Below are 11,673 nucleotides of genomic sequence, written 5' to 3'. Positions count from 1 at the left end.
GCGGCACCATTCCCGTCTCGCGTTCCGCGCAACCGATCCGTCAGAGAATCTTGTCCAGCGCGACATAGGCGGCGTCGATATCCGCCCTGAGAGCGGTTGTCAGGCCCTGCTTGTCCCGTTTGATCAACGCCTCCAGCATCTTCCTGTGCCATTCGTTCGACGTCGTGTAGTTGCCGGAGCCGTGGAGCATGTTGAAATAAGGGCTGATCTGAAGCCACAGATTCTCGATGATGCCGAGAATGTTCTTCGAGCGGGCGGCACGATATACCGCGAAGTGAAAGGCGTAGTTGGCCTTCACATAGCCTTTGCTGTCACCGCGAAGCTCGGCGTCGTGAAGGCGCTGTAGCGCTGCCGAACAGATTTCTATGTCTTCCTGTTCACGGCGATCCGCCGCCCATGCCGCGGCGATCGGCTCTATCTCGTAGCGGACGTTGCGGAGGTCGACGAGACGGTCCCGGGTCAGCGGCGGAATGCCGATGGATCTTCCTGAAACCACAGTCAGGGCGTTTGCGGCGGACAGGCGGCGCAACGCCTCGCGCACCGGCATCGCGCTAACGCCGAACACGTTCGCCAGGCTCTGCACGGTGACCATCTGGCCCGGCACGATGCTGCCGTCGAGTATGAGCTCACGGACGTGATTGTAGACGCGCTCCTGCAGCGTGTCCTTCGACAGCGCGAGAGCAGCGAGGTCTTCAGCCTTGAATGCGCCCCCCGCCATGCAACCTGTCTCCTCGCTCCGAACCCTCTGTGCCCGCTCAGGAAATGACGCGTCGAATTCCTCCCGTCAATCAACGCGACGTGGGAAATTCTATTGATCTTTGATCAAAAGTGTGCAGGTTTCAATCGTGAGCGTGGCGACGGCCTCCGTGGTGGGCGCCGTCGTCATGCGTCGACAGGATGTCTGGGAGGACTCTCATGAAATTTACGCAGACGATTCGGAAGCTGTCTTTGCTTGCCGGAGTTTTTGCCTGCGGCCTCGGAATGGGCTCGATCGCAGAAGCGGCTGAAAAGCATAAGATTTTCCTGAGCATGAGTTACATCGGCAATGATTGGCAGGCCGAGGCCGCCAACATGATCAAGGCGATGGCCGCGCATAAGGATTTCGCCGACAAGGTCGATCTTCAGGTGCAGGTCGCCGGACCGAACGCGCAGCGGCAGATCCAGCAGATCAACGCGATGGTTCAGGGCGGCGCCGACGCCATCGTCGTCTATCCGATCTCGCCGACCGCGCTCAATCAGGTGGTGAAGAGCGCGTGCGACAAGGGCGTGAAGGTGTTCGCCTACGACGCCGAGATCACGGAGCCCTGTGCCTACAATGTGCATATCGATCAGGAGGAAGCCGGCCGTGTGACCGCCGAGTGGCTGGTCGAGAAACTCGGCGGCAAGGGTGACATCGTGGCGATCACGGGCGTCCCCGGCACGTCCGTCGACGACCAGCGCACCAAGGCCGCCAAGGAGGTATTCGCCAAGCATCCCGACATCAAGATCGTCGGAGAGGCGGTCGGCATGTGGAGCCAGGCGGTGGCGCGCACCGAACTGTCGAAGATCCTCGGCACCCGCTCGTGGGACGAGATCGACGGCCTCTGGATGCAAGTCGGCTGCTTCACCGCCAACTCCATGCAGCTGGAAGCTGGCAAGAAGACCAGCGAACTCCTGCCCTGCGCCGGCGAAGGCTCGAATGGCGGACGCATCCAGATGCTGCCCGAAGGAACCGACGTCGAGGGCGCTGCCTCGCCCTATGCGCCGATGGGCGCGCCGCGCATCTCCTACGCCTCGCCGCCCTATTCCGGCGCGCTGGCGCTCAAGCTCGCGGTCGAGGCGCTCGAAGGCAAGGAAGTGTCGAAACTGACCGTCCTGCCCCTGCCTGTCGTCACCAACGAAACCATCAAGCTCTGCGAGGAAGGCACCTGGGACGAGATGAAGGCCGGCTGCAACGCCTTCAAGCCGGCTCTGGTCAGCAACCCCGGCTGGTTCGCCTCCATCTTCTCGGAGAAGACTCCCGAGGTCGGCCTGAACGCGGCGCTCGTCGGCCAGCCTGAAGACTGAGCCAGCAGGCTTTCGTCACGGCGCGCGGAGCCTTCCGCGCGCCGCATTCCGCACGAAACCGAAAGCGCCTGCCACAATGAGCGTCACCTCTTCGGCACCAGCCGTCGCGATCGAGGGCATCCGCAAGGCTTACGGGCCGACCGTTGCCCTTGACGACGTCACCTTTTCGATCGCGGGCGGCAGTGTCCACGCGCTGCTCGGCGAGAACGGCGCCGGCAAGTCGACGCTGGTCAAGCTGATGTCGGGTCTGGTGCATCCGAGCGCCGGGAGCATTTCCATCTTCGGCCGTCCGGCCAGCCTCGGCAGCCCTCGCGCCGCCCATGCGCTCGGCATCCAGACCGCGTTTCAGGAAATGACGCTCGTCCCGGATCTCACCGTCCTCGACAACATGCTTCTGCCTTACGCGCCTATTGGACCGACGGGGCTGATCAGCAAGCGTGACGCGCGACGCAGCGTCGAGGCGCATATCGCCGATCTCGGCTTCAGCGTCGACCTCGATGCAATCATCTCCAATCTCGAGCTTTCCGTGCGCCAGAAGATCGAGATCGCGCGCGCCGTCTATCGCAAGCCGCGCATCCTGCTGCTGGACGAGCCGACCTCGACGCTCGCGGGTCGCGACATCGACTGGCTGGGCAACATCATCGCGCGCGAGAAGGCGCGCGGCACGACGGTGGTCTTCATCACCCACCGCATGCGCGAGGTCCGCGCCTTTTGCGACACGCTGACCATCCTGCGCAACGGCCGCCATATCGTCACCGGGGCGGTCGACGGGATTTCCGACGGCGAGGTGATCGAGAAGATCATCGGCCGCTCGCTCGAACAGACATTTCCGGCGCGGCCGGAATCGGCGACCGCCTTCGGCGCTCCGGTGCTCGGCGTGCGCAACCTGAAGGTCGGGCGCAAGGTGGAGAATGTCAGCTTCGACCTGAGGCAAGGCGAAATCCTCGGCATCGCGGGATTGCAGGGCATGGGCCAGCAGGACGTCTTTCTCGCCTGCTTCGGCATGACCGAGATCGAGCGCGGCGGCATACTGGTCGACGGCCGCGAGGTCTGGCTGGGTTCGCCGGCCGACGCGCTGCGGCCCAATATGGCGATCGGGCTGCTGCCGGAGGACCGCAAGGCGGAAGGACTGTTCCTGAAGCTCTCCGGACGCCAGAACGCATCGATCCCGGTCGTATCCCGTTTCACGCGCGGCGGCTTCATAGACGGCGCGACGGAACGGCAGGCCGTCGGCGAGGCTTTTGCAACCGTCGAGGTCGACGAGCGCGCCATGTGGACGCGCGCCGGCGCATTTTCCGGAGGCAACCAGCAGAAGATCGCCATCGCCAAGTGGCTGGTCGCGCAAAGCCGCATCCTCCTGCTCTTCGACCCCACGCGCGGCATCGACGTCGGCACCAAGCACGAGCTCTATGTGATGATGCGCAACTATGTGGCGGCCGGCGGCTCCATCCTCTTCCATTCGACCGAAATCCCGGAGCTCGTCCACATGAGCGACAGGGTGCTGGTCCTCTATGACGGCCGGGTCGCCGCCGAGCTGACCGGTGACGAGATCACCGAACCGGCTATCATGCGGCCTGCACTCGGCCATGGTCCGGCGCGCGACGAGGTGGCGGCATGAGCGTCTCCGCCTATCCGGCCGCGGGCGGCGGCGTTGCAATGCGCCGTTTCCTCTCGCGCAACAGAGGGACGCTGATCGCCGGCGCCGTGTTCCTGCTGCTGTTTCTTCTGATCGACTGGGTGAGCGCGGGTCCCCTCACCTATTTCGACGTCTCCTTCCTGTCGTCCGGCGGCGCCACGTCGGCGCTCGCGGCCGTCGGCCAGACGATCGTGATCCTTTCGGGCGGCTTCGACCTTTCGGCAGGGGCGGTCATCTCGCTGGTCAATGTGGTGCTTGCCTCCAGCATGGACCCGGCGGCGCCGACGGCGAGCATCGTCGCATGGACCCTCGCGGGCATCGCGATCGGCATGGGCGTCGGTGCCTTCAACGGCTTCTTCATCGCCGTGCTGCGCATGCAGCCGATCGTGGTGACGCTGTCCACCATGTTCATCCTGCAGGGCGTGACGCTGCTCGTCATGGACAAGCCCGGCGGCTATGTCGGCGCCGATCTCGGCAACTTCTATCTCGGCGACGCCATTCCCGGCTGGCTGCCGATGCCAATCGTCGTCATAATCGCCGTGCTGCTGCTCTGGCTGTGGCTCAAGGGAACGCGCTTCGGCACCGCCATCTACGCGGTCGGCAGCGACCCGGAATCGGCGGCCGCCGTCGGAGTCAACGTCGTTCTCACCCGCTTCCTCGTCTATGTGATCGCCGGTGGATGCTACGGCCTCGCCGGCGTCTTCATCAGCGCCCAGACCGGCAGCGGCGATCCGTTGGTCGGCAATCCGCTGCTGCTGTCGATGTTCGCCGCCGTCGTGGTCGGCGGAACGCGCCTCGGCGGCGGTCAGGGCGGGCCGGTCGGAACCGTTTTCGGCGCCTACATTCTGATGATGGTCGTCAACATCCTCCTGGTCCTCAACGTCTCGGCCTACTATTCGACCATCGCCGAGGGCGTGATCCTCGTGCTGGCCGTACTGGCCGGCTCGATGTCACGCGATTCCATCCTCGCCACGCAGTTGCGCGCAGCCCGCGCCCGCTTCTCCGCCTGGCGGGCCGGCATGCTGCCGTCGCAACTCGACCGCCAGGACCGCCGGCTGCGCATCGCGTCACCCATCCGCGAGCGCGGCGGGGTGCAACGCCCGCCGTTCCACATCCGCCACGCCGAAACGCTGCGCTATGCCATACCGGCCTATATCTGCCTCGTTGCGGTCGTCGTCGTGACACAGTTCTGGCTCGGCCGGGCGATCTTCAATCCCGGCTACTGGAATTCCCTGCTCGTGCTCTCGTCGTTCCTCGCTGTGCTTGCGCTCGGCCAGGGCACGGTGATCCTCACCGGCGGGCTTGACCTCTCCGTGCCGTGGACGATCGGCATCTGCGGCATCATCCTTGCCGGCACGGTCAACGGCTCCGACGCCGCGCTCGCCTATGCCCTGCCGCTCGTGCTCCTGATGGCGCTGGCGATCGGCTTCTTCAATGGCGTCGGCATCGTCTATCTCGGCATTTCCCCGATCGTCATGACGCTCGCCATGAACGGCATCCTGCAGGGCTTCGCGCTGCTCTATTCGCAGGGAACGCCGGCCGGCTTCTCCTCGCCCCTGCTGCGCTGGTTCATGACCGGCAGGATTGCCGGCATCACGCCGGTCGTCTTCTTCCTCGTCGCTTTCGTGGGGCTGGCCGTGCTGCTGCTCGGATGCACGGCATTCGGACGACGCGTCTACGGCATCGGCAACGGCATGCGTGCGGCCCGGCTCTCCGGCATCGCCGTCGAGAAGACGCTGATCCTCGTCTACATGCTGTCGGCCTTCTGCGCCGGACTGGTGGGTGTCATGCTCACAGGCTTCTCGGGCCAGGCGAGTCTCGGCATGGGCGACGACTACCTGCTTCCCTCGATCGCAGTTGTGGTGGTCGGCGGCGCCCTCATCACCGGCGGACGCGGACACTATCTCGGCATGCTCGGCGGCGTCCTGCTGCTCACGGCGCTGCAGATGCTGCTCGCAGGCACCACGCTTCCCTACGCAACCCGCGCCATCCTCTATGGACTTGTCGTGCTGGGCGCCGTCATGGCGCTACGCGAGCGACGCATACACTAGAGCAATGTTCGTTCAGATTGAATCATTCTGTTTCTCGTTTGGCGAGGCGATCCACCAGGAGGGCGGCGCGGTCCCGATGTGGTGCATCGGGCAAGCCGTCCGACGCCGTGGGCGCCCGCCAAACGGAAACCCGGAGGGCCGGGCTGGTTTGAGGCAAATCCTTCGGCCTTCGTCTCGTCCGCACCACCAGTGCGAACCTTCGCCGAAGCCCTCGACCTTGTCTCAAACCATCGCCGGCAGAATGTTTCAATCTGATCGGACATTGCTCTAAGGAGTTTCCAATGAGTTCACGAGCACCCATCTCGGCCGAAGACTTCCTCGGCGGACTGAAAGGCCAACGCGTCATCGTCACGGCGGGCGCGGCCGGTATCGGCTTTTCCATTGCGGACACGCTTGCCGCGCTCGGAGCGAGGCTGGTGATCTGCGACATCTCCGAGGAGGCGCTCGCCGCCGCCAGCGGAAAGCTCAAGGTCGAAGCGGCGATCAAGGCGGACGTCTCCATCGAGGAGGACGTCGACCGGCTCTTCGATGTGGCGAAGACTACGCTGGGAGGCCTCGACGCGCTGATCAACAATGCCGGCATCGCCGGGCCGACAGGCGGTGTCGAGGAGATTTCGCCGGCCGATTGGCGGCGCTGCCTCGATGTCGGCCTGACCGGCCAGTTCCTTTGCGCAAGACGGGCCGTGCCGCTGCTCAAGGAGGCCGGCGGAGGCTCGATCGTTTCGATGTCATCGGCGGCGGGCCGGCACGGCTACGCCTATCGCACGCCCTATTCTGCAATGAAGTTCGGCGTGATTGGCTTCACGCAGAGCCTCGCCAAGGAACTCGGCCCGTCCGGCATACGCGTCAACGCCATCCTGCCCGGCATCATCGAAGGCCCGCGCATCGAAGGCGTCATCGGCGCCCGCGCGAAACAGATCGGCGTCAGCCATGACGAAATGAAACAGCGCTATCTGCAGAACATTTCGCTCCGGCGCATGACCAGCCCCTATGACGTGGCGTCGATGGTCGCGTTCCTCCTCTCCGATGCCGGCTACAACATTTCCGGCCAGTCGCTCGGCGTCGACGGCAATGTCGAGACGCTGTAGCGCACGCGCGGTGGCGATCTTGTCATCAAGAAAAGGCCCAGGGGCCTCAGACTTTTCCGGGAGCACATTCCAATGCCCAAGGTAGCCATCGTCGGAAGCGGGTTCATCGGACGCGGCTGGGCGATCAGTTTCGCGCGTGCCGGCCATGAGGTCGCCATGTGGGACCACCTGCCCGAAGCGACGGCAGGTGCCCGCGACTATATTGCGGGCGTGCTCGGCGACCTCGCCGACAATGATCTGCTGCGCGGGCAGAAACCCGAGGACGTGCTCGCGCGCATCTCGACCACACCTGATCTCGCGCAAGCCCTCAATGGGGTCGTCTACGTACAGGAGAACACGCCGGAGAACCGGGATATCAAGCGCGACATCTTCGCCCGCATCGATGGCCTTGTGCCCGCCGATGCCGTGATTGCAAGCTCCACGTCGGCGTTGCTGCCGTCCACCTTCACCGATCACGTGACGGGCCGGCATCGCTGCATCGTCGTGCACCCGATCAACCCGCCCTACCTCATTCCGGCCGCCGAAGTCGTGCCGGCGCCATGGACGTCGCCCGAGACGGTGGAACGGACCCGCGAATTCCTGATCTCGGCCGGCCATGCTCCGCTCGTCATGAAGCGGGAGCTGGACGGCTTCATCATGAACCGCATGCAGGGCGCGCTGCTCGAGGAAGCATTCCGCCTCGTCGCGGACGGGTATGCCACCGTTGAGGACGTGGACGCCGGCATCCGCGAAGGCCTCGCTCTGCGCTGGTCCTTCATGGGTCCGTTCGAGACCATCGATCTCAACGCGCCGGGCGGCGTGCGCGACTATGTCGACCGCTACCAGTCGATCTATTCCAACATCTTTCCGCAGATGCTGCGCCGGGTGGACTGGGGCGGCGAGGTATTGGACACGGTCGAGGCGGACCGGCGCCGGGCGGTGCCCAGGGAGAAACTGGTGGACCGGCAGGTATGGCGGGACCGCCGGCTGATGGCGCTCGCCGCGCACAAGAAAAAATCTGACGAGGAGTTCGGAAAATGAGCGAGACCACCCGCAAGTCGAGCGGTTCGACCGCGAAGGGCAAGGTCATCATCACCTGCGCGGTCACCGGCGCAATTCACACGCCGACCATGTCGCCCTATCTGCCGATCACGCCGGACCAGATCGCGGCGGAGGCGATAGCGGCGGCCGAGGCCGGGGCCGCGATCCTGCATCTCCATGCCCGCGACCCCGAGACCGGCAAGCCCGACCAGACGCCCGAGGCGTTCGCCCGCTTCCTGCCGCGCATCAAGCAGTCGACGGCCGCCGCGATCAACATCACCACCGGCGGCAGTCCCTACATGCGCGTCGAGGAACGCGTGAGGCCCGCCGCGCAGTTCAAGCCGGAAGTCGCTTCGCTCAATATGGGTTCGATCAATTTCGGCCTCTACCATCTCGCCGACAAGTACGAGACCTTCAAGTTCGACTGGGAGAAGCCGCATCTCGAGGCGACCCGCGACCTCGTCTTCCGCAACTCGTTCAAGGATATCGAGTACATTCTCGCCACCTGCTACGACAACGGAACGCGCTTCGAGTTCGAGTGCTACGACATCGCTCATCTCTACAATCTCGCGCATTTCGCCGATCGTGGTCTGGTCAAGCCGCCCTTCTTCGTCCAGTCGGTGTTCGGCCTGCTCGGCGGCATCGGCACCCATCCCGAGGACGTGATCCATATGAAGCGCACGGCCGACCGGCTGCTGGGCGACAGCTTCCGCTGGTCCGTGCTCGGCGCGGGCGCCGCCCAGTTGCGCATCGCCGCCCAGGCCGCCGCGATGGGCGGCAACGTCCGTGTCGGGCTCGAGGACTCGCTCTGGGCCGGCAAGGGCAGGCTCGCCCGGTCCAACGCCGAGCAGGTGCAGCTTGCCCGCAAGATCATAGAGGGACTCGGTCTCGAGGTCGCCACACCGCAGGACGCCCGCGCCATCCTCGAATTGAAGGGCGGCGATCAGGTCGCCTTCTGAAGGCACACGGGAGAAGACCATGCTGCGCATCGAGGTGTTGAGCGACCGGCCCGACCAACTCGGCGAAGGCCCGCTGTGGGACGTACGCGAGCAGCGGCTCTACTGGATCGATTCCTACGGCCCGAAGATCCACTCCTGCAATGCGGACGGCGGCGACCGCAGAAGCTGGGACATGCCGGAGCCCATCGGCTCCATGGCGCTCCGCGAGCGCGGCGGCGCGATCCTTTCGCTCCGCGACGGCTTCTACAGCTTCGACTTCGGCACGGGTCAGGCAGCGCGCATCGCCGAAACGCAGCCGGGAGAACTCCGGCCGCGCATGAACGACGGCAAGGTCGACCGTCAGGGGCGCTTCGTCGCCGGCTCGATGGACTTCGAGGAAAGCGAGCCTGTGGGCAAGCTCTTCCGCCTCGATCCGGACCTTTCGGTGCATACGCTCGACACCGGCATCATCTGCTCGAACGGCCCATGCTGGAGTCCCGACGGCAGGACCTTCTATTTCGCCGACACCGGCAAGAAGCTCATCTGGGCTTATGACTACGACACGGCTACCGGCGACGTTCGCTCGCGCCGCGTCTTCACCTCCTTCGCGGATCAACGCGGCCTGCCCGACGGCGCGACGGTCGATTCCGAAGGCTTCGTGTGGAGTTGCGAGGTCTATTCCGGCCGCCTGATCCGCTTCGATCCGCGCGGCGTCGTGGACCGTATCGTCGGCCTGCCCGTCAACTCCACCACGAGCCTGATCTTCGGCGGCCCGGACCTCGACATCGCCTACGTCACGTCGATGGCGCGTCCCCATGGCTACCGCTACCATCACGAGCGCGAGGCCGGCTTCGTGTTCGCCATCCACGGCCTAGGCGTGCGCGGGATCGAGGAGCCGCGCTTCAGGGGATGAGCAGTTTCCGGAACGTCGGCAGACAGACGGCCGCAATCCGCAACTTCGGAGGAAAGACATGAAGATCGAAGTCGTCATCGACGTCAAAACCACGCTTGGCGAGGGACCGCTCTGGGATGTCGAGCAGCAGCGCCTCTACTGGATAGACAGTTTCGACGGTCGCGTTTTCCGCGCCACGCATGACGGGCGCGAGGTGCGATCATGGGACGTGCCGATGAAGATCGGTTCCATGGCGTTGCGCAAGGACGGCAACGGCGCGATCGTCAGTCTCGCGCGCGGCTTCCACCTTCTCGACTTCAAGACCGGAGACGTCGAGCTGATCCACGATCCGGAGCCGGGCAAGGATGCAAACCGCATCAATGACGGCAAGGTCGACAAGCAGGGCCGGTTCGTCGCCGGCTCGATGGACACGCAGGAAAGCGGCCCGAACGGCGCACTCTACCGCGTCGATCCCGACCTGTCCGTCCACAAGCTCGACGACGGCATCATCGTCTCCAACGGTCCTTGCTGGAGTCCCGACGGGAGCATCTTCTACTTCGCCGATTCCTGGTCCGGCGAGATCTGGGCCTACGACTACGACCAGAAGACGGGCAGCGTTTCCAACCGACGCACCTTCACAAAGATCGATACGTCGCGCGGCGGCGCAGCCGACGGCTCGACCGTGGATGCTGAGGGCTGCCTGTGGAACGCGCAGGTCTATGACGGCAAGGTCATCCGCTACACGCCGGACGGCAAGGTCGAGCGCGTCATAGAGATGCCGGTGAAGAAAGTGACCAGTGTCATGTTCGGTGGCCCGAACCTCGACATCCTCTACGTCACCTCCATGGCCAAGCCACCGCTGCCGCGCTTCCCCGGCGACGGGGTGCTGCGCGGCGCGCTGTTCGCCATCCATGGACTGGGCATCAAGGGCGTCCCTGAGCCGCGCTTCGCCGGCTGACCTCCGGATTTGCCCGACGAGTCTGCTCCTACAGATGCAGGAGCTTCTCGTTGCGAAGATAGGAAAGCGCCTCTTCCATCCTGCTCCGTGTCTCAGGCGTTGCCGGCCTGAGCGGCAGCCTCGGCTCGCCCGCGTCATAGCCAAGAAGCGCGAGCGCCTGCTTCAGAGGCGCAGGATTGGTTTCGCGATATATGGCGTCGAAAAGCGGCCAGAGACGCTTCTGTTCCGCCAGCGCGTCGTGCAGACGACCTTCGGTCACCAGCGCTATGATCTTCTTCCAGTGCTGAGGCACCAGCGTCGCCGATGCGAGCACGCCGCCCGTCGCGCCGAGCGTCATGTGTAGCGGACACAGACGATCCTCGCCGCTCAGGAGCGACATGCGATCACCGACGAGATGCGCTAGGCGCATGAAATGGTTGAAATCCGTGTTGCAGGCCTTGATGCCGTTGACCGTGCCGTCTTCGACCATCTGCGCGATGGTGTCTGCTTCGACATAGGTGTTGGTGAAACGGGGAATATCGTAAAGGATGATGGGCAGGTCGATCTTGTCGCGATAGGCTTTGAAATACTCTCGAATGCCTTGCTGCGTGGGTGTCGCGTAGAAAGGCGCAATCACCATCAAACCGGCGGCGCCCCGGCGCATGAACTCCAATCCTGTCTCGACAGCCTCGCCGAAGCCCGGGCTGAGAACGCCGGGCACCACCGGTACGTCGCCTGCCGCGGCGATCGCCGTCTCGACGGCCTGAACGCGGGCCTTCGGCGCAAGCGCAGTATATTCGCCCGTCCCGCCCATCGGCACGAGGCCGTCAGCGCCAGCTTCCACCTGAATGCGAACCAGACGCGCCAGCACGTCCGTCGCAACCGAGCCGTCAGCCTTGGTCGGGGTCGGCAGAGCGGTCAGAAGACCGCTGAATTTTAGGTAGGAAGGCATGCGTTCTCCTGATCTCGCTCTCGTATCCTGATCCATTTTAGGCTGCACTTTTGAAAATACAATATACAGAAACGGGATATTGAGGCGCTCGTTTACGGTCTATAGACCCGAAA

At 64.5% G+C, this 11,673-nt stretch carries 10 protein-coding genes; 8 read left to right on the top strand and 2 right to left on the bottom strand.

Annotation, left to right across the window (positions count from 1 at the left end):
• Positions 1-40: 40 nt before the first annotated feature.
• Positions 41-718: a GntR family transcriptional regulator gene (locus M9955_15160; GenBank protein MCO5082980.1), complete on the bottom strand. Its 678-nt coding sequence runs from the start codon at positions 716-718 to the stop codon at positions 41-43.
• A 311-nt stretch (positions 719-1,029) separates the two neighbouring features.
• On the opposite strand from M9955_15160, the gene M9955_15155 reads away from it, so the two are divergent.
• The 8 genes from M9955_15155 to M9955_15120 all read left to right on the top strand — a co-directional run bounded on the left by M9955_15155 (position 1,030) and on the right by M9955_15120 (position 10,629).
• Positions 1,030-2,046, top strand: a complete 1,017-nt coding sequence (locus M9955_15155; protein ID MCO5082979.1) for a sugar ABC transporter substrate-binding protein — start codon at positions 1,030-1,032, stop codon at positions 2,044-2,046.
• Between the two features lie 76 nt (positions 2,047-2,122).
• On the top strand, positions 2,123-3,664 hold the full coding sequence (locus M9955_15150) for a sugar ABC transporter ATP-binding protein (GenBank protein MCO5082978.1): 1,542 nt from the start codon (positions 2,123-2,125) through the stop codon (positions 3,662-3,664).
• A complete protein-coding gene (locus M9955_15145) occupies positions 3,661-5,733 on the top strand; it encodes an ABC transporter permease (GenBank protein MCO5082977.1) in 2,073 nt (690 codons plus the stop codon). The genes M9955_15150 and M9955_15145 overlap by 4 nt, the downstream gene beginning before the upstream one ends.
• A gap of 281 nt (positions 5,734-6,014) precedes the next feature.
• On the top strand, positions 6,015-6,821 hold the full coding sequence (locus M9955_15140; GenBank protein ID MCO5082976.1) for an SDR family oxidoreductase: 807 nt from the start codon (positions 6,015-6,017) through the stop codon (positions 6,819-6,821).
• Between the two features lie 72 nt (positions 6,822-6,893).
• Positions 6,894-7,841 carry a 3-hydroxyacyl-CoA dehydrogenase gene (locus M9955_15135; protein ID MCO5082975.1) on the top strand — a complete coding sequence of 316 codons (948 nt, stop codon included), beginning with the start codon at positions 6,894-6,896 and terminating at the stop codon, positions 7,839-7,841.
• Positions 7,838-8,800 (top strand): 3-keto-5-aminohexanoate cleavage protein, encoded by a 963-nt coding sequence (locus M9955_15130; protein MCO5082974.1) that lies wholly within the window; start codon positions 7,838-7,840, stop codon positions 8,798-8,800. The genes M9955_15135 and M9955_15130 overlap by 4 nt, the downstream gene beginning before the upstream one ends.
• 19 nt (positions 8,801-8,819) lie before the next feature.
• A complete protein-coding gene (locus tag M9955_15125; protein MCO5082973.1) occupies positions 8,820-9,692 on the top strand; it encodes an SMP-30/gluconolactonase/LRE family protein in 873 nt (290 codons plus the stop codon).
• A 58-nt stretch (positions 9,693-9,750) separates the two neighbouring features.
• The gene (locus M9955_15120) at positions 9,751-10,629 is read left to right on the top strand and encodes an SMP-30/gluconolactonase/LRE family protein (GenBank protein ID MCO5082972.1); all 879 of its coding nucleotides are present in this window, start codon (positions 9,751-9,753) and stop codon (positions 10,627-10,629) included.
• Positions 10,630-10,657: 28 nt separating this feature from the next.
• On the opposite strand, the gene dapA is transcribed toward M9955_15120, so the two are convergent.
• Positions 10,658-11,560: a 4-hydroxy-tetrahydrodipicolinate synthase gene (gene dapA / locus M9955_15115; protein MCO5082971.1), complete on the bottom strand. Its 903-nt coding sequence runs from the start codon at positions 11,558-11,560 to the stop codon at positions 10,658-10,660.
• Between the last annotated feature and the right edge of the window lie 113 nt (positions 11,561-11,673).

The sequence above is a fragment of the Rhizobiaceae bacterium genome (genome assembly GCA_023953845.1).
GTDB lineage: Bacteria > Pseudomonadota > Alphaproteobacteria > Rhizobiales > Rhizobiaceae > Arvimicrobium.
The sequence above is the reverse complement of the archived record's forward strand: the minus strand, read 5'-3'. Positions and strand labels throughout refer to the sequence as shown.